Source organism: Ruminococcus sp. (assembly GCF_017549005.1).
In the GTDB taxonomy this organism is placed as follows: Bacteria; Bacillota; Clostridia; order Oscillospirales; family Ruminococcaceae; genus Ruminococcus.
On the sequence record NZ_JAFYYT010000055.1, the window covers coordinates 74186 to 100408 of the forward strand.

Genomic DNA, 26223 nt, shown 5'->3' on the forward strand with positions numbered 1-26223 from the left:
TGGTATAATGCAGAAATTCATAATAAACGGCGGCAGGCGGCTGAGAGGCGAGCTTGCCTTGCAGGGGAGCAAAAACAGTTCCCTTCCTATAATGGCTGCGTCGCTGCTGTGCTGCGGCGAGTGTACGCTGCACAGCTGTCCGGGGCTGACCGATGTTTACGCGGCTTCAAGGATACTCAACTGCGTTGGCTGCAGGTGCAGCTTTTCTGAGAACACCGCGTCGATAGACTCCTCCGTAGTGGCGGAAACGACTGTATGCGAGGAGCTCATGCGCGAAATGCGCTCGTCCATAATCTTCATGGGAGCCATGCTCGGCAGGACAGGGGAGTGTACAGTAAGCGTCCCCGGAGGCTGTGAGTTGGGCCCCCGTCCTATAGATATGCACCTTGCAGCTCTCAGAAAAATGGGAGTGGATATCCGCGACAACGGCGGAAGTATAGTTTGTAAAGCTGCTTCGGGAAGAGCAAAGGGCGCAAAGATAAACCTTGCCTTCCCGTCTGTGGGAGCTACCGAGAATGTCATTCTCTGCGCTGTTACGGCAGAGGGCGAAACGGTCATAAACAATGCGGCGCGCGAGCCCGAGATACGTGATCTCTGCGCTTTTCTGAGAAGCTGCGGAGCTGACATAAGTGGCGACGGCGAGAGCCGCATCATTATCAGAGGAAAACAACAGCTTCACGGCTGTGAATATACAATAATGCCCGACAGGATAGTGGCGGCTACCTACCTTTCCATGGCAGCTGCAACAAAGGGCGAGCTGATACTTACAAATGCCTGTATCCCTGAGACAGAGCCGTTCTTATCGGTACTCGAGCAGACGGGATGCAGTATTTATACATCTGAAAAAAAGATATATCTTCGCAGCGGTTCGAGACTGAGGGCAATACGGGACAGGATAAGGACAATGCCCCACCCGGGTTTCCCCACGGACGCTCAGGCTGTGCTTATGGCGGCGCTTTCAGCCGCAGACGGAACAAGCGTGTTCGAGGAGAACATTTTCGACTGCCGCTACAGGCATACGGAGGCACTCATAAAAATGGGAGCCGATATACAGGTGCTCGGCAAGGTCGCTGTGGTCAAGGGAGTTGAGAAGCTCCACGGAGCAAAGGTCGAAGCCACCGACCTCCGCGGCGGAGCAGCCATGGTTATCGCGGCTCTCTGTGCAGAGGGCAGCTCCGAGATAACAAAGATATGTCATATTGACAGAGGCTATGAAAATATGGAAGAAGCCGTTAGTCTTCTGGGCGGAGATATACGCCGGAGCTGAGGCGGAAAGATATGGAGAAAGTATGAAAGACGTTGAAAAGACCAGTGTTGAAAGGCAGAACAGCCGAAAGCGCATAAGAAGACGCCAGAGGTGGACGAATGTCTATGTACTTGTGGTCATACTGCTTGCACTGACCGCAGGAATAACGATCAGTTACACCTTTTTGTTCAATATAAGCGAGATACGTGTGGCAGGACAGTCGGATATGTACACTGCGGAGGAGATAGTTGATGCTTCCGGAATAAAGGAGGGGGATAACCTTCTGCGGCTTGACTGCAAAAAGAGCGCTCAGCGCATACTTGACAAGCTTTTGTACGTGGAGACAGCCGATGTGGACAGGAAGTTCCCGTCATCGCTGGAAATAACGGTAACACGCTGTATCCCTGCATTCAACGTTAATTACGGCAACGGAACGCTTCTTGTCAGCAAAAAAGGCAAGATACTGGCGGATAACGGTTTTATAACCCCGGATCTTCCCATTATCTACGGACTGGATCCTGCCGACAAGACTCCGGGTAAAATGACAGCTTCGGAAAACAAGCACAAAAACGAGGCGTTTGAGGCTCTTATCTCAAGTATCATAAAAATGGGCGACGGCAAGATAATGACAGTCGATATGAGCGACGAGCACAATATAATGGTGAAATACAAGAACGAAATGATCTTTAAAATGGGCAACTGGAACGACGTTGAGTATAAGCTCACCCTTGCGGAAAATATCATGAATACCGAAGATGTCAAGGGCAAAAAGGGCTATCTCACCATGATCGGCACCAATCAGTGCAGCTTCAGACCCAGTGACGGACCTGTTGCCGTACCGGGAAGTCCCGAAGCAGTTACAGAGCCAATCACCGACGAATACGGCAATCCTATCAAGGGCGAGCGCGATCCTGCTCAGGAGGCTGAATTTGAGAAGAGAAACAGGAACCGCGGCACTGAACAGCAGACAACTGCCCAGAATTACGCAGGCTACGGCGAAGATCAGTGGTCAGACAGCGGTTCGGATTGGTCCGACAACAGCGGCAGCCAGTGGTCAGCGGACAATAGCCAGCAATGGACGGATTATAGCGGAAATCAGTGGGCTGACAACAGCTCGTCACAATGGTCCGAAACTCCGACTACTCAGTGGTCGGACAACAGTGCAGGCGGCTACGACGGCGGCAGCCAGTGGAGCGGCGGCGACGACAGCGGATACACAGCCGAAACCTCGGCATATAGCGGATATGACAGCGGCAGCGTAACACAGGCGGAACAGTGGTGATAAAAAATATCCCATGTACAAAACGCTGTATTTATACTGCTCGTTCTTGTGAAAATCGCTGAAAATAAAAAATGTTTAATTAGGACTTGAAAAAAATGCTGCATTATGCTAAAATATAAAGTGTATTTATAGACTGATATATAAATTAGATGATTTAAAGGATAATATAAATAGTAGGAGGAGTTCAAATGTCAGATTTCAATTATGAGGAAACACTCGAACCCGATGTTAACATTAAGGTCATCGGAGTTGGCGGCGGTGGTGGAAACGCCGTAAACTGTATGGTAGATTCGGGTGTCAATAATATAGAATATATTGCTATCAACACAGACGCCAAGGCACTCAACAAGTCCAAGGCTACCACAAGGATACCGATCGGTGCAAAGCTCACAAAGGGCAGAGGCGCAGGAAACAAGCCTGAGATCGGTCAGCGCAGTGCCGAGGAGAACCGTGACGAGATCGAGACACACCTCAAGGGTGCTGACATGATCTTCATCACTGCCGGTATGGGCGGCGGTACAGGTACGGGAGCTGCTCCTGTAGTTGCAAAGATCGCCAAGGAAATGGATATCCTTACAGTTGCAGTCGTTACAAAGCCCTTCCTCTTCGAGAGAGAGCAGAAAATGGCTCAGGCTGAGAGAGGTATCGCAGAGCTCAGAAAGTATGTTGACTCCCTTATCGTTATCCCTAATGAAAGACTTCTTGTTGGACTTGACAAGCCCCTTACAATGCTCCAGTCCTTTGCACTGTCAGACGACGTGCTCAAGACAGGTGTAAAGAGCATTTCGGACCTCATCGTTGAAGAGGGTTATATCAACCTTGACTTCGCCGATGTTTCCACTATCATGAGAAACGCAGGCTATGCTCACATGGCTATCGGTCACGGTACAGGTAAGGACAAGGCAAGAGACGCTGCAAATGCCGTTATCTCCAGCCCGCTTCTTGAGACATCTATCTCAGGCGCTAAGAGACTCCTTATCAATATCGCAATGTCCGAGGATATACTTTCATCCGATGTTGACGCAGCTACAAAGATGATCACAGATACAGCTGCTGACGGAGTTGAGTTCATCTTCGGTACAGCATTCAAGGAAGATATGCAGGACGAGATGACTATCACAGTTATCGCTGCAGGCTTCGACGATATGGATTCTGCAAACGACGCTGCTGTAGCAGCTGCTGATTCCGCAGCTGAGAGCCACGAGGAGGACATTATCCCGATAGACAATCCTCTTATTGACGGACTTGGCTTCGGTGCTCCGAGCAGTGCTCCGAGACCTGCCTCGACAGCAAATCAGGATTATGACCTTGACGACATCTTCAAGATGCTCGGCAACTAAGACTTATATAAGCGGTCCGAATGGACCGCTTTTGTTTTATGCGGAAATCGGCTTGAAACAGGGCTGTCAAAAGGTTTTGACAGCGTTTTTACGGCGTCTGCAAAAGATGTTTGGTTGCAAAAATGCAGACCGTCTGCTATGATGAGTTCAGACAAGGGAGAGCCCCTTGCGGAAAGGAGTGGAACGTATGGAGCTTAGCAGCAGGATAAAGGAACTGAGAACTGAAAAAGGCTGGTCGCAGGAGGCACTGGCAGAACGCGCGTATGTCAGCCGCCAGACCATATCAAACTGGGAGACCGAGAAAAGCTATCCCGATGTCCACAGTCTGCTTATCCTCAGCGATGTGTTCGGCGTTTCTCTTGACGAGCTTATCAAAGGAGATGTTGAAACTATGAAAGAGACTGTTACAAAGAATGACGGAAAAGAAATGAAAAAGCTTTATAATCTTACAGGTACAGAATTCCTTGCAGGTCTGGCTTCGGCTGTTCTTGGCAGTGTGGTGGAAGTCGAGGTGTTAAAATTGTTATTTGCGATGCTTACCGGAGCATTTCTGACGGTAACTTTTATATCATTTCGCAAAATGGGACAGATGCAGGCAGAGCACGATGTTCAGACATACCGCGAGGTCATCGCGTTCATGAACGGTGAAACTCTTGATGACATCGAAAAGACAAAGGAGCTTGAAAAGCGGAAGGGCTTAAAAAAGGAACGTATTTTGACTTTGGTTTTGATTTTGGGTATAGGCCTGGCAATTGAGGTTGTCGTATTTTTCATTTTGTCTCTGGAGAGCCGCGGGTATTTTTTATAATGAAGGAGAGAGTGCCCTTCGGCTTTATCCTTGATGTCTGCAAAAGCACATTTTGTATAGCTTTTGTATTTCCAAACTGTAACTAAATATATTTTTATAACTCTAAAAAGTAAAGATGTTGACACTGAAATCCCGAACGAGCAGTTTTTACTGTATTTTTATAGTAAATTGCACTAAAATCAATTCAAATTTTCTACATTTCAATAGTTGAAATAATATAATAAATATGTTATAATTTACATAAGGCAAAATCATCAGAACCTGTATTCATGGACTGTGAAGGCTTTTTTATATGCAATATCACTAATCCCGCCTTCATAGCGCTCGAATATGGGTTCTTATTCCTTAATTTTTTACCTCGGTCTGACCGAGGGGAACGGAGAGTACCATGAGCGAACCAACACCAACCGTATTAAGAGAGACCAAGATCGGTCAGAAGGGATTCATCAAAGAGGACGTTATTACTTACCTTGATGAGCTCAATTCCAAGATAGTTGCCCTTGAAGAAGACAACAAGGCTTTGAAGGAAAAAGGGGGACAGGCCGATCCTGAGGAAATAAATAAGTATAAGTCCCAGATCGAAAACCTCCAGGAGAAACTCAATACCTCCAATAATGCTCTCAGAGCTGCCAAAAAGGAAAACGAAGACCTTCAGAATACAATAAACCAGCTCAAGGCGCAGGGAGGCGGTCAGCAGGCTGCCGCTGCACTGGAAGCTGCAAAGAAGGAAATAGATACACTCAAGGAAAAGCTCAGGATCGCAGAGCAGAAAGCTGCTGCAGGTGCTGCTAATCCGCAGGCCAACGCACAGACAACTGCCGCTCTTGAAGCTGCAAAGAAGGAGATCGAGGATCTCAGGAACAGACTCAAGGCTGCCGAGCAGAAGGCTGCTTCCGCAGGTGCTGCACCTGCCGGCGGAGCTGCTGACGCAGAGCTTGCAAGAGCTAAGCAGGAGATCGCAAAGATCTCAGACGAGCTCACGGCAAAGACCAAGGAGATCGCTGACCTCACAAGCAAGCTTGAGGCTAAGACCAAGGAAGCTGCAGACAAGGAAGCTGAGATCTCCAAGCTCAACGACGAGATCGTTGACCTCAAGGAGAACGCTACTCCTTCCTTCGATATGGGCGCTCTCTTCACTGAGGCTCAGAAGAACGTAACTCAGATCCAGAACAAGGCTAAGAAGGACGCTGAGGCAGTTACCAAGGAAGCTAACGACAAGGCTGCTCAGGTCATCAAGGACGCTAATATCGAAGCTGAGAAGGCAGTTGCAAACGCAAACGTTGCAGCTGAGGCCTGCATCAAGGAAGCTAACGAGCAGGCTCGCAATACAGTTAACGAGGCAAATGCGCACGCTGACAAGGTAAATGCGATGTCCAAGACTGTTCGCGAAATGCTCCTCACAGAGATCGAGAGCATCAACAGCAAGTTCACAGATATCGCTTCTGTACTCAATAACCTTACAGGTCAGTGCTCGGGCAGAATGAACGACGCACAGAATATCATCAGCGAGGCTCGCAAAGCGGTTGATACTCAGAAGAACGAGGGCGTTGTAAAGAGAACAGATCCTCCGAGAGCTGAATTCAAGCCTTCAAAGGCTCCTAAGGGAGATATTTCCGAACTTCCCTCGGCAAAGATTAATGAGGCGAAGAGCGACAATAACGCAGACTTGAACAAGAACAACAGCTTGAATAATAAGCCTGCACAGCCTAATAACCAGGCAAATGCACAGAATCAGCAGAACAAGCCTGCACAGGCTGCAAACAAGAGCGCAAGCTTCAATTTTGATATGGCTGAGCTCCTCAAGGCTGCTGAGGAAGAAGCTGCCAAGGACGGCGAAAACTAATAGAAATACTTATCCGTTTCCCCTCGGTCTGACCGGGGGGACGGGTAATAAACCAAAATTATCGGATATGCAGATTGTTGGGTGGATATCTTGCTTGATTTGGATTTCAATTTGAATGAACTTAACAGTAAAACGGATGAAGAGCTTGCCGTTCTCGGCAAGACGGACAAAACGGCTGCGGCTGTGCTTATCTCACGTTTTTCAAAGCTTATTTTTATTAAATCGGAAATTTATGCAAACTCCGAGACCGACAGTGATGACCTGCATCAGGAGGGTATGATCAGCCTGCTGAAAGCCATTGAGGCTTACGATCCGCACAAGGGCGTGAAGTTTTCCACCTTTGCGGAGGTGTGTATCGTCAACCGTATGAGGACTCTGTCAAAGAAGTCCGTCAGGGATCTCAGCTTTGCCGAGAGAGTTGACGAGGAGGAGGCTGCCGACGTACTGTCTGTCGAGGAAACTCCTGAAAGTATTTATTTTTATAAGGAATTCTTTTCCGGGCTTTGGAAAGACATCTGTTCGGTCCTTTCTCTTACCGAGCTGAACGTGCTTACGCTCTGCGTAAAGGGCGACAGCTATAAGAGTGCTGCGGAAAAACTGGGGATGACTGAGAAATCAGTTGATAACGCCATGCAGCGTGCAAGGAAGAAGATCCGTGCTCTCATGCATGACGCAAATTGAATATGACCGTGTAGCTCAAGCCAGAAGAGCGTTGTTTTACAAAGATGTGGGTGGAAATCCAACCGTGGTCGAAAATAATTAAGCGAGGTATAGTACTATGTACGAAGACAAGACATTAGTTTGCAAGGAGTGCGGAAACGAGTTTATTTTCTCCGCAGGCGAACAGGAATTTTATGCAGAGAAAGGTTTCGTTAACGAGCCCCAGAGATGCAAATCATGTCGTGACGCAAGAAAAAACGCAGGTAAGGCTGAGCGTGTAATGTACACAGCGGTTTGCGCGTCATGCGGCGGTGAAGCAAAGGTACCTTTCGAGCCAAAGGAAGGAAGAGCAGTTTACTGCAGCGATTGCTTTGCAAAAATGAACGAGTCGTAATTAATGAGACCGAAAGCACAGTCGGAAACGGCTGTGCTTGGTTTTGTTTATGCGTACCGTTATGCGGTGCGCTATTTCTTTATAGATGAGGTGCAGAAATGCTTGATAACAGACTGAAAAAGATAGCTGAGCTCGTCAGCGGAAAAGGAACAGCGGTGGACGTGGGTACTGACCATGCCTATCTTGCGGCGGAACTTGTAACGAGCGGAAAATGCAGCAGGGTCATAGCTTCGGATATAAAGGAGGGTCCCCTTGAATCGGCGCGGAACACCGTGGAAAGGTACGGTGTGCAGGACAAGGTGGAGCTGATACTTTCCGACGGCCTTGAAAATGTTCCTCTCGAGGGCGTGTCTGATATCATTATCGCAGGCATGGGCGGAGAGACTATCGCTGACATAGTCGGCAGGATAAAAGAGGACGACATCCGTCTTATAATGCAGCCCATGACAAAGGTGGAGCTCCTGCGCCGAAAGCTTTACGAGATGTGCTATGAGATAACCGGGGAGCATATAGTTGCAGACGGCGATAAGATGTACGTTATCATTGTTGCCGAGAAAGCAGGGGACTGGCGGCTGCTCACCGAGTCCGAATCGCTTTACGGCTTTTTTGAAGACGCTGGGCTCGGAGATGAATACCGCAGGAAAGAGGCACAGAGACTGGCAAAGGTGAGCGAAGCCCTAAAAGGCAGCGGGAACACTTCGGGTGCTCAGCATTATGCGGCTCTTGCTTATAAAATGGAAAACGGCGGCGACAGCGTCAGGATTAACGATATCTACGCATATCTCGACTCGCTGTATCCGTTCTCATCACAGGACAGCTGGGACAATTCGGGACTTCTCGTTGAAAACTACGATATGGAGTGTGACAAGGTGCTCCTGTCACTTGATATTACCCGTAAAGTGGTGGACGAAGCTGCTAATAAAGGCGCAGAACTTATAATTTCACATCATCCCGTGATATTTGAGCCTCTTAAAGCTATAACTCGTGAAAGCACGGTCTATGAGCTTATCGACAGAGGCATAGCAGCCCTGTGTATGCATACAAACCTCGATATCAGCGAGGGAGGTACTAACGGAGTTATCCTCAGGGAGCTCGGAAAGAAGTACGCTCTTGCAGGAAATCCCGAGCCCTTTGAGGAAATAGGCGGCGGCAGGCATTACGGCTGGATAGTTCAGCTTGCCGAGCCGATAGCACCTGCTGAACTTGCACAGGGCCTCAAAGCCATATTCGGCTGCGAGTATGTCCGCATGAGCAGACGCAGACACAAGATATCAAGGCTTGCATTCTGTTCGGGCTCGGGCGGTTCAATGCTTGGGGAAGCTCTTGCAAAGGGCTGCGACGCGCTGATAACGGGCGACGTTAAGCACGATGTGTGGATATCCGCCAATAACAGCGGCATATCGCTGTTCGACTGCGGTCACTTCCATACCGAGAATATAGTTCTCACAGAGCTGCGCCGCGTACTTGAGGAGAAGTTCCCACAGCTCGATGTTGAGATAGCCGAAAAGAGCATTGACCCCTGCGAATACGTCTGAGGTGAGGGCATGAGTATATTTATATGTCCCGTCTGCGGCGAAAAGCTGGAGCTTTCCGATAATTCCTATATATGCCCGAAGCGTCACAGCTTCGATAAAGCGAAGAGCGGCTACGTTAATTTGCTGCTGTCAAAGCACGTCGGAAAGGCAGTTCACGGTGACAACAGGTTCATGATACAGGCAAGGCGAAGCTTCCTGAACAAGGGCTACTATGAGCCGCTCAGTACAGCTCTGTGTGAGGCTGTCTGCACTCACATAAACGGCAGGTCGATTCTTGACGCAGGCTGCGGCGAGGGCTACTACACAGCCGCAATAATTGAACAGCTCCGACAGCACAATATTGCTGCGGAGGTGTATGGAATAGACATATCCAAAGCAGCGGTCGAGTACTCGGCAAAGAGGTGCAAAGAAGCGGAAATGGCGGTAGCAAGCGTGTTCCACATACCGGTTGCTGATAAAAGCTGCGATATGCTCGTTACACTTTTTGCGCCCTACTGCGGAGAAGAGTTCCTCCGTGTCCTCAGGGACGACGGCATAATGATAATGGCGATACCCTCGGCAGACCACCTGTGGGAGCTGAAACAGGCGATATATGACACTCCTTATAAGAACGAGGTAAAGCCTTATGAGCTGGAGGGCTTCGAGCTGCTTGAGCAGAAGCGCATAACCTACGATATGCACATTGAGACACAGGAGGACATTGACGCACTGTTTTCAATGACGCCCTATTACTACCGAACGGGCAGGGAGCAGCAGGAGCGGTTGTCACGAATAGGCTGTATTACCACAAAAGCTGACTTTGAATTGCTCGTATACCGCAAATTTTGGTTAGAATAAAACCGCACAAAATGCTATAATTAGATTGTAGAGAAGTATGTGCGGTCATGAGAACGCAGTAACCGTGTAAGCATGGCTCTGCGTTCATTTTTTGGAAAAGGATTGATAATATGGCTCTGGACGGAGCTTTTCTGTACGCAGTCAGACAGGAGCTTCTGCCCCTGATAGGCGGAAGAGTTGAAAAAATACATCAGCCCTCACGGGAGGAAGTAATAATATCCATACGCACCAGAAGCGGCAGCAGCAAGCTCTATATTTCTGCGAATGCAGGAAGTGCGAGAGTGCATATAACAGAAAACAGCGTTGACAATCCCCAGACTCCGCCGATGTTCTGTATGCTCCTGAGGAAGCGCCTCGGCAGCGGAAAACTGGTGGATATACGTCAGGACGGACTTGAAAGGATACTTTTCCTCGATTTCGAGTGCGTCAACGAGCTTGGCGATATGGTGACCGTTACCCTTGCCTGCGAAATAATGGGGCGCTGTTCAAATTTAGTGATAATCTGCGGCGGAAAGGTCGTGGACAGCATAAAGCGTGTGGACGAGGATATGTCCCGCGAAAGACTTGTCCTACCGGGCATGAACTACACTATGCCGCCGAGGGACGACAGGCTCAACTTCCTTGAGGCTGAGCCCGATGAAATAAAGGAGAGGCTCGCAGATACCGAGCCTAAGGAACTCTCAAAGGCTCTCATAAGGATATTCGAGGGAATTTCTCCTATACTTGCAAGAGAATGGGCGTTTTTTGCCGGCAGGGGAGTTCATATCGAAAGCGACACGATAAATAATGACCAGCTTGACCGGCTGTTATTTGCGATAAAGCGCACCCGGGAACAGCTTCTCGGCGGAGAATGCTGCTTCTCGGCAGTCAGCGACAAGGAGGGACAGCTGAAGGACTTCTCTTTCATTCGGCTCTCACAGTTCGGAACACTTATGTATACAAAGGAACTGGGGAGCGCTTCGGAGCTGCTGGACTATTTCTACTCCGAGCGCGACAGGGCGGCGCGTACAAAGCAGCGTGCAAACGACCTTTTCAAGCTGCTCATGAACCTTACAGACAGAACGGCGCGTCGAATAGCGGCGCAGCGCGAGGAACTCGACGCCTGTGCGGACAAGGAGCACGCAAAGCTCTGCGGCGACCTGATATCCGCGAATATGTACCGCATACAGAAGGGTGACAGTTCTGCAACTGTGGAGAATTTCTACGACGAGAGCTGTCCGCAGATGACGATACAGCTCGATGTGAGGAAAACTCCTGCACAGAACGCGCAGCACTATTATAATGAGTATAAAAAGTCGGTAACGGCAGAGGAAAAACTTGCCGTTCAGATACAGAAGGGCGAAGAGGAACTGCAATATCTGGAAAGCGTTTTTGATTCGCTCACAAGAGCCTCCTCCGAGAATGATATTATCCAGCTTAGGCTGGAGCTTCGGGAACAGGGCTATGTAAAGTATGCAGGCGGCAAGGCGAAGCCGCCGAAGGCTCTTCCGCCTGTGGAGTACAGGTCGAGCGACGGCTTTACTATCCTGGTGGGGCGCAATAACAAGCAGAATGACCAGCTGAGTCTGAAATTTGCCGAGAAATCAGACATATGGCTCCACACACAGCTGATAACTGGTTCCCACGTGCTTATTCTCACGGACGGAGCCGTGCCGCCGGACAAAACTATAGAAGAGGCGGCAGTAATTGCAGCTGTCAACAGCAGCGGCAGGAGCTCGGGACTTGTTCCCGTGGATTACTGCCTTGCAAAATTTGTGAAGAAGCCTGCGGGCGCAAAGCCCGGAAAGGTCATTTTCACCAATTACAAAACTGCCTTTGTCAAGCCCGATACCGAGCTTGAGCAGAGCCTCAGGGTGTGATATGGGCAGGCGTATCGACGCGGAGTTCTTTCACCGCGACGCGCTTGACGTAGCTCCCGACCTTGTGGGGAAGATACTGGTGCACAGGCTTCCCGACGGAACAGAGCTGCGTGAGCGTATAGCGGAGACCGAGGCCTACCGCGGGGAAGAGGATAAGGGCTGCCATGCTTCAAAAGGGCGGACGAAGCGCACAGAGCTCCTTTACGGAGAGAGCGGCATGATATATGTCTACCTTTGCTATGGTATGCACTGGCTGATGAACGTTATAACGGGCGAAACGGATCAGCCGCAGGGAGTTCTTCTCAGAGCAGGCGTGATATACGGCGGACCTGCGAAGCTGACAAAGAACATGAGGATAGACGGAAGCTTCAATGGTATGTCTCTGCAGGGCAATGAGGAGATCTGGTTCGAGGACGACGGCTGTCGTCCGAGGATAAGAACGGCGCCGCGTGTCGGTATCGACTACGCAGGCGATTACTGGAAAGAAATCGAATGGCGTTTTATCGCCGACGGGGAGTGATAATAATGAACATACGCTGTTTAGGCTGCAACTCCGTTTACGACAGCAACTCAGTGTTCCGCAGGGCGGCAACAGGTGAGAATATGCTTATGCTGACGAGAAGCAAGTGTAGGTTCAGTGTAAAGGGACTTGTTATGAAAGTACCTGCGGATACTCTGATAATATTTGACGGTAAGTATCCCGTGGAGTACGCAGCTGAGGGATGTCCTCTGGTCTGTGACTGGATATGCTTTGACGGAGAAAAGGAACAGGAGTTCCTTGATTCGCTGGAGCTTACGTACAACAGACCCATATGCTCTGCGGACGCAGAGACCATATCCGATCTCATAAGGAATATAGGCGATGAGTTTTATTCGTTCGGTACGCGCCGTGTGAAAACTCTTGACAGCCTTATGCGTACCCTCCTTGTAAAGGCAGGGGACAGCACAGGTGCGGGCGAAGATACAGAAAAGAGCTCGGCACCCCATTACGATACCCTGGCTGAGATCAGAAGGAAGATATACCGCAGTCCGGAAATGAAATGGAATGTTGATACAATGGCGGCTTACGCAAAGATGTCGCGTTCCTATTTTCAGCATCTGTACCATGATACCTTCGGGGTTTCATGTATTACAGACGTTATCAACGGCAAGATAGAAAAAGCCAAAAAGCTCCTTAGCGAGACAGACAGCACAGTTTCGCATATAGCGTCAATGTGCGGCTATGAAAACGAGGAGCACTTCATGCGCCAGTTCAAGAAAACAGTAGGAGTTACGCCTACTGCGTTCAGAAAAAAGCCGGTAAGCGCATAAGCTCCTGTACTATAGGAGCTGTATTTTTGACATGATATTATACTATTGGTCAAAAATTGCTGTTTTATAACAAAACTATTCATTTTATGCCATTTTTTTGATAAGCTTAAAAAATATGGTGAAAAAGTGAAAAAACACTGCCTCGTAAAACCACGTAATATTGCTGAAAAAACAGAATTTAACAAAAAAATCCCCTTAAAAGATGAAATATGAGTGAAACGAAATAACTTTAAGACTATTTTAAGGAACTAACGCTATACTATAATCAAATGATACGAAAGGAGTGTGAGACTCCGTGCAGTTAGGCGCTGTGACGGAGACAGTTATGGCAATTAATACATTCGCGCGTAAAGAAATCAAATTCCTCCTTAATATGGATCAGTATCACGGACTTATGGAGGTCATATCAGAGTACATGAACCCTGATAAGTTCTGCATAGGCGGAAAAGAATACGGAATCTACAACATCTACTACGACACACCAGACGACTATCTAATCAGAGAATCCCTTGCAAAGCCTTACTACAAGGAAAAGATCAGACTTCGCAGCTACTATTCACCTGCTGCTCCTACTGACACGGTATTCCTTGAAATAAAGAAGAAGATAGGCGGTATCGTAACGAAGAGAAGAGTTTCCATGACTCTTGAAGAGTCTGACGCTTATTTCCGTGACCGCTCCAAGCCTAAATTTACAAAGTATATCACACAGCAGGTATTTGGAGAGCTGGACGTATTTCTGGACAGCTACCCTATCTCACCGAAGCAGTACATAAGCTATCAGCGAGAGGCTTTCTTCGGTAAGTACGACAATGATTTCCGACTGACATTTGACAGAAAAATCACCGAGCGCCGCTATGATCTCGGACTCAACTACGAGAGCTACGGCAATTACATAATCGGTGCGGATCAGAGACTCATGGAGATCAAGGTCTCGAATGCGATACCCGACTGGCTCGTAAACAAGCTCTCAGAGCTTCAGATCTACAAGACGAGCTTTTCAAAATACGGAAGAGCTTATCAGAACTTCGTAAAGAGCCAGATAGAGGACGGTCAGCTTGCAAACGGCAAGAGACGTATCTATATCTCGGGAATTTCAATGGTAAATAATCATATTATGATGAACAGGAGCGTTTAATTTTATGTTTGAACATGGATTTTTTGGAAATGTGCTGTCAAAGTACTACGAGTCCTCGGACTCTGTGATCAATAACGGCAATTCCATTCTGAACACTATCAAGCCCGCAGAGTTCTTTGTATGCGTTGGCGCTGCAATACTGATAGGCTTTCTCATAAGCCTCATCTACATGGGCACACACAGAAAGGAAGGCTATTCACAGAGTTATGTTCTGACAATGATCATGCTTCCGACGATCGTTTCACTTATACTTCTTCTTATCAACACCACAGCAGGCGCTCTCAGCCTTGCAGGTGCATTCACGCTGGTAAGGTTCCGAAGCGTTGCAGGCGATCCGAAGGATATAGCATATATCTTCTTCTCAATGGCTGCAGGTGTTGCCTGCGGAATCGGATACATCGGCTTTGCTGTAGTATTCTTCGTTGTACTCGGCATTATCCTCTTTGTCCTCAGCGAGACTGATTTCGGCGGCTGCAAGAAGAGACATATGACTCTCAAGATAGCTATCCCCGAGAACCTCGACTACCAGGGCGTATTTGAGCCAGTACTTGCCAAGTACACTACATTCTACAAGCTCAGAAGAGTTAAGACCACAAACTTCGGTACACTTTTCGAGCTTATCTACAGCGTAGATGTTCTCGACAACATCGACCAGAAGAAGTTTATAGACGAGCTTCGTACCCATAACGGAAACATGACTATCAATCTTGTTTTCTTCAGATACGATGACAAGATCTATGAAAATTAAGAATCCCTCGTAACAATTAGATAAAATACCCTCTCAACCTTTGCCGAACTTGATTAGCCAGATTAAGTTCGGCAAATTTTGCTTGTGAGGAAATAAGGAGATATGTATATGAAGTTTAGAAGGATATTGGCGGCTATCTCAGCATTTTCACTTATGATGACCGTATGCTCATGCGGCAAGGACGAGGAGAAAAATAACTCCGGTACAGAGGATACCTCGGTTGCGGAAGAGGTAACAGACAGCGGAAATGACGGCAGGAGCACCGAAAAGGGAACAAAGTCCACTGACAGGAAGACTACCACAAAAGCGGCTGACAAGTCTGAAAAGACCACTAAGACCACCAAAGCAGGGGAGAAAAAGGCTGATGTGACAACTACCGCCCCAAAGAGCGGCACACCTGCCGCGACTACTGCTGCAAACGGTGGAAACGGCGGTAATAACAACAGCAGCAATGATAACAGCAGCGCCGGTAATAACAACGGCGGCGGAGAAGCTCCTGCCGAGAACAATAATGAAAACTTCGAGGCAAAGGAGTATACGGCTGAGATAGAGCTCGGAGCAACTCCTAAGGTAACGGGTACCCGCGTAAGCGTGAACGGCTCTGTTGTGACTATAACCGCAGGCGGAGACTTCATATTCTACGGTACTGTCAATGACGGTCAGATATGCGTTAATACCGCTACGGAGGAAAAGGTCACAGTTATCCTTGACGGAGTTAATATAACCAATTCCAACGGTCCTGCTATCTTTATAAACGAGGCAAAGAGATGTACCATAAAGTCACGCGAGGGTACTGTGAACTACCTCAGCGACGGCGGTAAGGACAAGGAGAACAACGCTGTTATCTTCTCCAACGATACTGTGCGTCTCAAGGGCAACGGCGAGCTGAACATAACTGCGAACAATGCTCACGGTATCTCCAGTGATGACGATATCATCATCGACAACGGTACATATAATATAACCTCAAAAAAATCGGGACTTATCGCTCATGACGATATTACCATAAACGAGGGCAGGCTCAATATAAAGGGCGGTACAAACGGTATAAAGTCAAAGGGAACTCTCAACATAAACGGCGGATATTCCGTTATTTCGGGCGGTACGAAGGAAGAGAAGAGCTCGGTATACTCAGAGCACAGCTTCAGCTACACAGGCGGTTATGTCTATGCAGCAGGCAATAAGGTCTCGGTTCCTTCCTACTGTGAAAATCCGTTCATTGTTGCAGACCTGGGCAGTTCAATGGATGCAGGTAGCGATGTGAAGATGTACCTCAACGGCAATGAAATGATATCCTTCCAGCCTCATAACAGCTTCCGCTGTCTGATGATGCTCGCTCCCGAGGTAAGCAGCGGCAACAGTTTCAGAGTTTCTGTTAACGTTAAGGGAAGTGAGGACTTCTCTGTGAGCGACGGCTGCAATCAGTATTCTGTTCAGCTTTCAGACTAAAAATGACAAAAGTTTTTGCTAAGTATAAAATGAAATAAAACAAAATTGATACAAATTGTAAATAAGAGAAAACAGAAAACATATTCATAAAAAATTAACGTGAAAAATAGTGAAAAAACAGGCTAAAGTACACGATATTATATTTTTGTGTATTAATGTATATTGAAAAGTACGTAGATATGCAATATAATAATATCAGCAAATGAAGATTATTGGTATTCAGCATCAAGTACCCTCCCCTCTCATGTGCTTGATATTGAGTATTAGTTTCACTTGCACGCCATAGAAATAGTTTTGTCAAGTAATAAAACTAACCCCTTTCATTTGTAATTTTTTCATGTTTTCTATTCTCAATAACTTATTTTAACTTATTGTCTATGGCTCGGTCCACAGTGCTAAACGATTTGATCGTTTGGGCCGATTCTCCGCTCCTCGTGAGCGGAATTTTTTTACTCTGTGAAATTTGTGTGAAAGATTATATAATCTGATTGACAAATTCTATAATCCGTGATATTATATATATAACGAAGAAGGGAAGTGATGTGCCCATGAAAAAAAGCGTTTACAGTCTTGTTCTTATGGACGATGTCATAAAAGCCGTCGATGAACAGGCGTACAGGCTCGGGACGAGCCGCTCAAACCTCATAAATCAGATACTTGCGGAGCATCTTTCCTGTGTTACTCCGGAAATGCGTATGCGGGAAATATTCGGGCAGGTGGCTCAGCTGGTCAGCAGCTCGTTCAGGATCCAGGAGCAGCGTTCGCCTTCACTGATGACGGTCAGGACGGCTCTCGAGTACAAGTACCGTCCGACTATCAGCTACAAGGTGGAGCTTGAACGTTCGCCGCAGCAGTACCTCGGTACCTTGCGTGTGAATATAAGGACGCAGAGCGCGGCTCTGACGGATATGTTCCACAGCTTCTTTGCCTACAGGGCAAAGCTGGAAAGCGCCTATCTCTCAGGCGTCGGCGTTGAGGGATACAGCTGCGAGATAGGGGACGGAAGCTTCTCAAGAAAGCTCATAAATACGGGAGCTCTTACGGGTGAACAGGCAGGGGAGGCTATAGGCGAGTACATCAAGGACCTCGACCACGCCGTAAAGACATATTTTGCGGCTCCTGAAGCCTTTGCCGAGAGCGCACGGATCCTGGAAAAGAATTACCGCGCCCTTTTGAGCAGATATATTATTTAGGAAGAAGAAAGTAAGGATAAATCTGAAAATGACAGGAGGATATTGTTATGAATGCAGAGAAATTAACTCAGAAGTCCATTGACGCTGTAAGAAAGGCTCAGAGTATTGCTGTTATGCAGTCAAACTCGGTCATTGAGCCGATACATCTTCTTGCGGGACTTGTAAGACAGGAGGGCGGTCTTATTCCGCAGCTCCTGAAAAAAATGAATATAGATGAGGATATCTTCGACAGTGAAGTCGAGAAGAAGATAAACGGACTTCCGAAGGTGACCGGAAGCGGCAGGAGCAGCAACCTCGGCATTTCCGCAGAGTGCGACCGCGTCCTCACAAATGCCGAAAGTATTGCTTCAAATATGAAGGACGAGTTCGTGTCCGTTGAGCACCTTATGCTTGCGCTTATCGACTGCAAGGACAGAGATGTGACACAGCTTTTCAGTACATTCAATATAACTAAGGACGGTTTTCTCGGAGCTCTTATGTCGGTTAGGGGAAATACACGAGTTACTACGGAAAATCCTGAGGATACCTATGATGTCCTCACGAAATACGGTCAGGAGCTCGTCGGCCTTGCCAGGCGAAACAAGCTCGACCCGGTTATCGGACGTGACAGCGAGATACGCAATGTTATCCGGATACTGTCAAGAAAGACGAAAAACAACCCTGTCCTCATTGGTGAGCCGGGCGTCGGAAAAACTGCCATTGCAGAGGGACTTGCCCTTCGTATCGTTGCCGGGGACGTTCCAGACAGCCTCAAGGACAGAAAGGTGTTCTCCCTTGATATGGGTGCTCTCGTCGCAGGAGCAAAGTACAGAGGCGAGTTTGAGGAGCGTCTGAAAGCTGTCCTCAATGAGATAAAGAACAGCAACGGTCAGATACTCCTGTTTATCGACGAGCTGCATACCATTGTGGGCGCAGGAAAGACTGACGGCGCTATGGACGCAGGCAACCTGCTGAAGCCTATGCTTGCAAGGGGCGAGCTCCATTGTATCGGCGCTACGACCCTCAATGAGTATCGTCAGTACATCGAGAAGGATCCTGCCCTCGAAAGACGTTTCCAGCCCGTAATGGTAGACGAGCCGAGCGTTGAGGATACTATTTCTATCCTCCGTGGACTTAAAGAGCGCTATGAAGTCTTCCACGGCGTCAAAATAAGCGATAATGCTCTTATTTCGGCAGCTGTACTGTCAAACAGATACATCACCGACCGTTTCCTCCCCGACAAGGCTATCGACCTTATTGATGAAGCCTGCGCGACTATCCGCACGGAAATGGACTCAATGCCTACAGAGCTGGATGTTATCTCACGTAAGATAGTTCAGCTTGAAATTGAAGAGGCTGCTCTCAAAAAGGAAAGCGACAACATCTCTCAGGAGCATCTTGAGGAGATACAGAAGGAGCTTGCGGAGCTTCGTGAGAAGTTCAACAGCATGAAGGCAAAGTGGGAGAACGAAAAGAACGATATATCAGCCGTTCAGAAGCTCCGTGAGGAGATAGAGCGCACAGGCGGCGAAATAGATAAGGCAGAGCGCGAGTACGACCTGAACAAGGCGGCAGAGCTCAAATACGGCAAGCTGCCGCAGCTGCAGAAAGAGCTGGAGGAGCTTGAAAAGCAGGCAGAGCATGACGTTGAGAACGGTAGGCTGCTCCGTGACAAGGTCACTGAGGACGAGATCGCAAAGATCGTATGCCGCTGGACCGGTATCCCTGTTTCAAAGCTCATGGAGGGCGAAAAGGAAAAGATACTGGGACTTGAAGGCTTGCTCCACAAGAGAGTTATCGGTCAGGACGAAGCAGTTACTAAGGTAAGCGAGGCTATTCTCCGTTCACGTGCAGGCATACAGGCTCCCGACAGACCTATCGGTTCGTTCCTGTTCCTCGGCCCTACAGGTGTTGGTAAGACAGAGCTTGCAAAGGCTCTTTCGGAGATACTCTTCGACGACGAGAGGAATATAATCCGTATCGACATGAGCGAATACATGGAGAAATTCAGCGTAAGCCGCCTTATCGGAGCGCCTCCAGGTTACGTCGGTTACGACGAGGGCGGTCAGCTCACAGAGGCTGTACGCAGAAAGCCTTATTCCGTAGTGCTCTTTGATGAGATAGAAAAGGCTCATCCCGACGTTTTCAATATCCTTTTACAGGTCCTTGACGACGGACGTATAACCGATTCTCAGGGCAGGACTGTGGACTTCAAGAATACTATTATAATTCTTACTTCAAACCTTGGTTCGCCTTATATACTTGACGGTATCGACGAAAACGGCGAGATAACCGAAGAAGCGCGCGCACAGGTGGAGGGACTGCTGAAAACTCAGTTCAGACCTGAGTTCCTTAACCGTCTTGACGAGATAATCTTCTACAAGCCCCTTGCAAAGACTGAGATAATAAAGATAGTTGACCTCATGCTCGCAGACCTGCAGAAGCGCCTTGACGACAAGCATATCCGCATAAATGTCAGCGAAGCCGCTAAAAACTACATCGTAGACTGCGGCTACGACCCGAACTTCGGCGCGAGACCGCTCAGAAGGTTCATTCAGCGCAATATCGAGACCCTTGCGGCTAAACGTATCATTGGCGGAAACCTCGGCGCAGGTGACGTTATTGATATAGACCTTGACGCAAACGGAAAACTGGTTGCGGATTAAGACTATGATAATGCATAATTAATATCATAATTGTATTTTATGAGGGCGGAGTTTATCCGCCCTTTTTGTTCTGACGAAAAAAGCTTTCTATAAGGGGGCTGAAACAGGCTGTTATTAAACGGAAAACCGTTTAATAAGGAAAAAATAATTTTGAGGTTCTCTGTTATGCACAAAAGCTGAGGCTTGTATTTGGTTAAGCTGTTGTAAAATCTCGGGCAAGCAATATGCGCTTCTACAAATTTAATTACGGATTCCGCATTCCTGATTTCAGAATTGGTCTGCCAATTTTCTGAAAATTGGTCAACAACTTTTGCGTTTTTCAGTGTGCCTGTATTCCTTTATATTTCGGAATATATTGGTCGTTTTGTACTGTGGGTAATATAAAATTTCGCGCAAAAAATTTTTTTGAACGTAAAATAGGCAAATACTATGTTTGATTTGTATAAAAAATCCCCTGCAAATGGCTGTATATACGTCAATTTGTCTTTTTTTCATGAATTACTTGACAAATTGGAATATTGGGTATATAATTCAATTGTAAAATCTTATTTATGGAGGATACTAACTATGACAAAGACCGAATTAATCAGTGCAGTAGCTGACAAGGCTGACTTCACAAAGAAGAACGCTGAGACTGCTGTAAACGCAATCATCTCAACAATCACAGACGCTCTCGCAGGCGGTGAGAAGGTTTCTATCGTTGGATTTGGTACATTTGAGGTTCGTGACCGTAAGGCTAAGCAGGTCATCAACCCTCAGACAAAGAAGATGATGACTGCTCCTGCTTCTAAGGCTCCTGCTTTCAAGGCTGGTCAGGCGCTCAAGAACGCTGTAAACAAGTAATTCTAAGGAGGATACTATCATGGCTGAGAAAACTGCAGAAAAGAAAGTAGTAGATACAGTTGCTGCTGCTCCTGCTGAGGAGAAGAAGGCTCCTGCTAAGAAGGCTCCCGCTGCTAAGACAGCTGCTGCAAAGAAGCCTGCTGAAAAGAAGGTTGCAGCAAAGAAGCCCGCAGCAAAGAAGCCTGCTGAGAAGAAGGCTGCTGCTAAGAAGCCTGCTGCAAAGAAGGCTCCTGCTAAGAAGCCTGCTGCTAAGAAGACTGCTGCAGCTGCCGTAGACAGCAAGGTAGTTATTCAGGCAATGGGTTCAGAGGTTAGCACCGCTGACCTTATTGCAAAGGCTACAAAGGCTTCAGGCGTTAAGAAAGCCGATAAGGTTGATATCTATATAAGACCTGACGTTAACAGAGTTTATTATGTTGTTAACGGCGATATCCTTGGCGATTTTAACCTCTTCTAAGAATGATAAAAGCTCCGCTTTATGCGGAGCTTTCTTGCATATAAAAGGGGCATACGGAAGGCTCTCCCGAGGGAGAGCCTTTATTTTATCTATATCATGTTTTCTTTGTTCTGACATTTTTTTAAAGCCCCAGGAGCTTGTTCTGTATGAGCTGTGCGTCAAGTACGGTTATTCCGTCTCCGTTGAGGTCGGCTATGTTCACGCCGCGCTTTGTGATACGGCGTTCGTCTGTGCCATCAAGTCCGTACTTGTTGGGGTTCGCAAGTGACTGCATTATGAGTACGGCGTCAGCCATGTCCAGCGTATTGTCGCAGTTTGCGTCGCCTGTTTCGCCGCCGTACTTTACTATTTCAAGATCTCCGAGAATGATGTAATTGCTCTTGGTATCAATTCGCAGAGCTCCCGATACCGTGTCCCCCTTGCGGATATCAAAATTGATCTCATATCCGGGGTGCATATGCGCGTCCATATCTATTCTGAAAGCGTCCATATCCTTGAGCTTGAAGCCGTAGTTAGTTATTCCGTATTCAAAGGATTCGACCTCTGCATTGTCTATGCGAATGAACTTCGAAGCTGCATCGGGCTGGTTGATGTATACTCTGAATGTGAAGTCGTTAAGACCGTAAAGCTCCTTTTCGTATTTATCTCCCTTTACATTGAGATTTATGGAGCTGTATCCCGTCTTTCCGCCAATTTTAACGATATAAGCGCTTCCGCCATAAAGCTTTGGGAACTCGTCTGCTGTATAGGTCTTGCCGGTAAAATCGGATATGGTTATGTACTCGGGAGCAATTTTTTCAACTTCCCATACGTAATCGGTCCTCAGTGTCTCGCCGTAGCCCTTGTTGTTATGCCTTGAAACTGAATGGTAGGCATTTATAACAAGTCCGCTGAGATCGAGTTCCTCGCCCTCGGTATAGATAGTCTTTGTTGGGAGAGTCTTAATGCTGTCGAAGTGGTCAACGCCTGTGCCGTACATCCATCTTTCGGGCTCTTCTGTGGTGGTTGTGGTTTCGATCTTTGTATCGCAGATGAATGATGTGGTTGTGGTAGTTGTTGTGACCTTTGTTGTAACTGTTTCGGCGTCGGGGGATGTTGTGACAACTGCCTTGCCAGGAAGGGCTATCTCGTATATCTGACGCATACTTGCTTCATATGTGTATATGCTGTCAAACTTGATGTACACGGTATCGCCCTTGACGAGGTTGTTGAGTATATCACAATCGGCAGGCTCGGCAGCCTTGGCTGTGTTGTATCTGCCGTGGGTGCGGAAGGTGATATATCTGCCGTATTTTGCAATGACCGTGTCCGTGAATTCAAGCTGTTCAGGAGTTCCGCACCAGCCGAAGTCCTTGCAGTCGTCGCATACTCTCTGACCGAGGTTCGTGTTTATAAGGTGGTTGCGGGGAACTTCACTGCCGCAGTGGGGGCATACGTCTTTTTCAGCGGAATCGAGCTTATCAACGCTGATTATTATTCTGGTATTGTTGTCGCCCTTGTACTGGAATGAAGCTGTTACTTCCTCGCCGGGTTCAAGTCTTGTGAACTCCTTGCTGTAGATGAGGGCGTAGTCCATGTTGAGGTAGTATCTGCCGTGTTTCCTGAACTGTACGCAGTTGAGGTCTACAGCTTCGATAGTGTCGGTAAATTCAGCCTGATCTGGGATATCCTGATCGGGGATATCCTCGGAAGAAATGACTTCTGCGCTTGTTATTGCAGTGATCGTGGGCATATCGTCGATAATTTCGTACTCAAAAGATGTTTTTACTGTATTTCCGAGCCTGAAAGGTTCGGCTTCGGGGTAAGTAAGATTCTTATCTATTTTGAATACGCCGTACCGGGCAAAGAATATGAACTGACCTGCCTTGTATACCACCTTGTCGGTGAAGGTCTTTGATGGACCGTTGGTAACGTTTATTTCGGCTTTCTGTGTCACTTTTCCCTGCTTGTAGAAGATCGAAGCCGTACCTTCTTTTAGTCCCGTTACCTTCATGCCTGTGGAGTCAAGGGAGATTATGTCCTCGCCCTCAATTGTCCACGAGTCAGGAAGAGCTGTTCCGCAGCGTTTGATAGTAACCGTATCTCCTACGTATACGCTGTATCTGGAACTAAGGAGCGCAAACTGGTTTCCGCCTGCTATGGTGGTCGTGGGTGGTATCGTTGGCTGGATATCTGTTATCTCAGCGGTCACGGTATCAGCCGTCTGCGAAGTCTCCGCATATACAGACGGAGCTGTGATAAACGATGCCAGCATTGCCGATGTGACTATCAGCGATAATATTTTTCGTACTTTCATGGTGATCTCTCCTTTACATTGGGATTTTTTATGTCAATTTATGCCTGTTTTTATGATGTTCTGAAATGTGTGATACCTCCTTTTATTAGCCTTTCTATTACTTAGACGTTTGAATCAGATGATTCTCTCACATTTTTTTCAAAAAAATTTTCCGGCGGCAGAAAAATATATGTGCATGATAGTGAAATAGCTCAAAAGTACATTTTATAAGCGCTAATCGCCATTGAAAAGTACATATATCCATTATATAATATATAGTGTAATGGTATGCAGTCGGCATACAGGCGGATATTGATATAATGGAGGAATAAAAATGAAAAGCAGATTTTTTAAGCTCAGAGCTGCTGCAGCGGCTGCGGCGGTAATGATGACCCTTTCGGCGGCAGCTCCTGTGTATGTACCTTTTGGGGGCACGTCCGTGATGACTGCCTTTGCAGCTGAGAGCAGCGTAAAGGTGCTGAGCTCGGCAGGCTTCGGCGAGGGTATCTGCGCAACATGGAGCTCGGTTTCGGGAGCTTCGGGCTACAATGTATATGTTGACGGAAATAAGCTGGACGATATGCTCATAAGGCAGTACAAGGGCTATATGCGCGCTGACGCTGTGGGCCTCAAGGCAGGCAGCCACACTATGAAGATAGTTCCTGTTATCGGCGGCAGGGAGGACAGCTCAAAGGCGGCGGAGACAAAGGCAAGTGCCTATGCTCACGACAGGAGCGGCTTCGGCTTTGTAAACGGCAGTTCCGGCGGCGCGTACAACGACGACGGTACGCTTAAAAGCGACGCTGTTGTGGTATATGTCACCAATGAGAACAAGGACACTGTGACCGCAAGCATCGACGCTACAGGCAAGGGTGCGGAGGTGCTGACAGGTGTGCAGAATATCATACTCGGCTACAAGAAGGGCAAGGAGAAAAGACCGCTGGATATACGCTTTATCGGCAATATCACCGACCCTGCCGTGCTTACGAAGGGCGACCTCATGGTGGACTCCGTAACGGCAGGCTGTACCATTGAGGGTATCGGCAGCGATGCTACTTTCAACGGCTTCGGTCTTGTCATGAAGAACTGCTCCAATGTTGAGGTAAGAAATATCGGCTTTATGAACTGTAACAGCAATGAGGGCGACGATTGCGGACTTCAGCAGAAAAATAACCATATATGGGTGCATAACTGCGATTTCTTCTACGGCGACGCAGGCTCCGATTCAGACCAGGCAAAGGGCGACGGTGCTCTCGATACAAAGACTTCTGCCTATGTTACTCATTCCTACAACCATTTCTGGGATAACGGAAAGTGCAATTTACAGGGAATGAAGTCGGAATCCACCGAAAATTACATCACCTACCACCATAACTGGTACGACCATTCCGATTCGCGTCACCCGAGAATAAGGACCTGTTCAGTACACTGCTACAACAACTACTTTGACGGCAATGCAAAGTACGGCGTGGGAGTTACTATGGGAGCTTCATGCTTTGTGGAGAATAACTTCTTCCGCAACTGCAAATACCCCATGCTTATCTCCATGCAGGGCTCGGACGACATCACAGGCGGAACTTTTTCGGGCGAGGACGGCGGTATCATAAAGTCATACGGCAACATTATAAAAGGACAGAAGGCTTTTACCACCTATCAGCAGAACAGTACGGATTTCGACGCCTATGAGGCTTCTTCAAGGAATGAGAGGATAGGCGGCGATGTAAAGGCTAAGAACGGCGGCACTTCGTACAACAACTTCGATACCTCGGAGATAATGTACAAGTATGCTCCCGATAAGGCTGAGGACGTGCCTGCAATAGTTACTGCAAAGGCAGGAAGAGTTGACGGCGGCGATTTCAAGTGGAAGTTCGACAATGCAGTTGACGACGAGGCTTATGCTGTGAACAAGGAGCTGAAGGCTGCTCTTTCTGCATATAAGGACAGCATAATTGCTGTGGGAAGCGGCTTCAAGGCTGACGATACGCCTGCGCCTGTGGTAACTACTACTGAGGCGGCAACGACTTCCACAACAACTTCAACTGCGACGACCACTCCCGAGACTACCACTGCAGCAGAAACAACAACTACTGTTCCTGCAACTACGGCTTCGGAAGCTCAGAAGCAGGGTACAGCAGGCGACGCTAACGGCGACGGTGCTGTTGATATGTCGGACGCGGTGCTCATAATGCAGTCCCTTGCAAATCCCGACAAATACGTTATAGCTGCGGAAAATGAGCTGTATGCTGATGTGAACGGCAGAGGAAACGGAATAACCTCTTCCGACGCTCTCGCAATACAGAAATATCTGCTCGGACTGATAAAGGCTCTGCCTGAGTCCTGAAAAATAGAAAACTTTCCATTTC

Annotated in this window: 21 protein-coding genes; 20 read left to right on the forward strand and 1 reads right to left on the reverse strand. The window is 47.7% G+C overall.

The annotated features are described in order from the left end of the window. The first annotated feature begins 7 nt into the window (after positions 1-7). The 19 genes from murA to IKW96_RS13975 all read left to right on the forward strand — a co-directional run bounded on the left by murA (position 8) and on the right by IKW96_RS13975 (position 21585). Positions 8-1267 carry a UDP-N-acetylglucosamine 1-carboxyvinyltransferase gene (murA, locus tag IKW96_RS13885; protein ID WP_296576206.1) on the forward strand — a complete coding sequence of 420 codons (1260 nt, stop codon included), beginning with the start codon at positions 8-10 and terminating at the stop codon, positions 1265-1267. Between the two features lie 22 nt (positions 1268-1289). Next, complete coding sequence (locus tag IKW96_RS13890) at positions 1290-2528, forward strand: FtsQ-type POTRA domain-containing protein (protein WP_296576210.1); 1239 nt, start codon at positions 1290-1292, stop codon at positions 2526-2528. Between the two features lie 188 nt (positions 2529-2716). Beyond that, the gene (ftsZ, locus tag IKW96_RS13895) at positions 2717-3868 is read left to right on the forward strand and encodes a cell division protein FtsZ (RefSeq protein WP_296576214.1); all 1152 of its coding nucleotides are present in this window, start codon (positions 2717-2719) and stop codon (positions 3866-3868) included. 187 nt (positions 3869-4055) lie between these two features. Then, positions 4056-4676 (forward strand): helix-turn-helix transcriptional regulator, encoded by a 621-nt coding sequence (locus IKW96_RS13900; RefSeq protein WP_296576217.1) that lies wholly within the window; start codon positions 4056-4058, stop codon positions 4674-4676. 388 nt (positions 4677-5064) lie between these two features. Continuing rightward, the gene (locus tag IKW96_RS13905) at positions 5065-6519 is read left to right on the forward strand and encodes a hypothetical protein (RefSeq protein WP_296576222.1); all 1455 of its coding nucleotides are present in this window, start codon (positions 5065-5067) and stop codon (positions 6517-6519) included. 111 nt (positions 6520-6630) lie between these two features. Beyond that, positions 6631-7200: a sigma-70 family RNA polymerase sigma factor gene (locus IKW96_RS13910; RefSeq protein ID WP_296576225.1), complete on the forward strand. Its 570-nt coding sequence runs from the start codon at positions 6631-6633 to the stop codon at positions 7198-7200. A 97-nt stretch (positions 7201-7297) separates the two neighbouring features. Then, on the forward strand, positions 7298-7573 hold the full coding sequence (locus IKW96_RS13915) for a zinc-ribbon domain containing protein (protein WP_294752007.1): 276 nt from the start codon (positions 7298-7300) through the stop codon (positions 7571-7573). A 98-nt stretch (positions 7574-7671) separates the two neighbouring features. Beyond that, complete coding sequence (locus IKW96_RS13920) at positions 7672-9108, forward strand: Nif3-like dinuclear metal center hexameric protein (RefSeq protein ID WP_296576229.1); 1437 nt, start codon at positions 7672-7674, stop codon at positions 9106-9108. A 9-nt stretch (positions 9109-9117) separates the two neighbouring features. Continuing rightward, complete coding sequence (locus IKW96_RS13925) at positions 9118-9945, forward strand: putative RNA methyltransferase (protein WP_296576232.1); 828 nt, start codon at positions 9118-9120, stop codon at positions 9943-9945. Between the two features lie 110 nt (positions 9946-10055). Further along, positions 10056-11804, forward strand: a complete 1749-nt coding sequence (locus tag IKW96_RS13930) for an NFACT RNA binding domain-containing protein (protein ID WP_296576236.1) — start codon at positions 10056-10058, stop codon at positions 11802-11804. Between the two features lies 1 nt (position 11805). Further along, positions 11806-12324, forward strand: a complete 519-nt coding sequence (locus IKW96_RS13935) for a DNA-3-methyladenine glycosylase (protein WP_296576240.1) — start codon at positions 11806-11808, stop codon at positions 12322-12324. A 5-nt stretch (positions 12325-12329) separates the two neighbouring features. After that, positions 12330-13115, forward strand: coding sequence for an AraC family transcriptional regulator (locus IKW96_RS13940; RefSeq protein WP_296576243.1), 786 nt, complete (start codon positions 12330-12332; stop codon positions 13113-13115). Positions 13116-13440: 325 nt separating this feature from the next. Beyond that, a complete protein-coding gene (locus tag IKW96_RS13945) occupies positions 13441-14250 on the forward strand; it encodes a polyphosphate polymerase domain-containing protein (protein WP_296576245.1) in 810 nt (269 codons plus the stop codon). A 4-nt stretch (positions 14251-14254) separates the two neighbouring features. Continuing rightward, on the forward strand, positions 14255-14998 hold the full coding sequence (locus tag IKW96_RS13950; RefSeq protein ID WP_296576248.1) for a DUF4956 domain-containing protein: 744 nt from the start codon (positions 14255-14257) through the stop codon (positions 14996-14998). A gap of 108 nt (positions 14999-15106) precedes the next feature. Continuing rightward, positions 15107-16447: a carbohydrate-binding domain-containing protein gene (locus tag IKW96_RS13955; RefSeq protein WP_296576251.1), complete on the forward strand. Its 1341-nt coding sequence runs from the start codon at positions 15107-15109 to the stop codon at positions 16445-16447. Positions 16448-16995: 548 nt separating this feature from the next. Next, complete coding sequence (locus IKW96_RS13960) at positions 16996-17640, forward strand: hypothetical protein (RefSeq protein WP_296576253.1); 645 nt, start codon at positions 16996-16998, stop codon at positions 17638-17640. Positions 17641-17687: 47 nt separating this feature from the next. Beyond that, positions 17688-20285, forward strand: coding sequence for an ATP-dependent chaperone ClpB (gene clpB / locus IKW96_RS13965; RefSeq protein WP_296576257.1), 2598 nt, complete (start codon positions 17688-17690; stop codon positions 20283-20285). A gap of 567 nt (positions 20286-20852) precedes the next feature. Further along, on the forward strand, positions 20853-21128 hold the full coding sequence (locus IKW96_RS13970) for an HU family DNA-binding protein (protein WP_294752033.1): 276 nt from the start codon (positions 20853-20855) through the stop codon (positions 21126-21128). Positions 21129-21147: 19 nt separating this feature from the next. Next, positions 21148-21585 carry a DUF6465 family protein gene (locus IKW96_RS13975; protein ID WP_296576262.1) on the forward strand — a complete coding sequence of 146 codons (438 nt, stop codon included), beginning with the start codon at positions 21148-21150 and terminating at the stop codon, positions 21583-21585. A gap of 121 nt (positions 21586-21706) precedes the next feature. Here IKW96_RS13975 and IKW96_RS13980 read toward each other — a convergent pair whose 3' ends face one another. Next, complete coding sequence (locus IKW96_RS13980) at positions 21707-23881, reverse strand: dockerin type I repeat-containing protein (RefSeq protein ID WP_296576269.1); 2175 nt, start codon at positions 23879-23881, stop codon at positions 21707-21709. Positions 23882-24194: 313 nt separating this feature from the next. On the opposite strand from IKW96_RS13980, the gene IKW96_RS13985 reads away from it, so the two are divergent. Further along, positions 24195-26201 carry a dockerin type I domain-containing protein gene (locus tag IKW96_RS13985; protein WP_296576272.1) on the forward strand — a complete coding sequence of 669 codons (2007 nt, stop codon included), beginning with the start codon at positions 24195-24197 and terminating at the stop codon, positions 26199-26201. Positions 26202-26223: the final 22 nt, after the last annotated feature.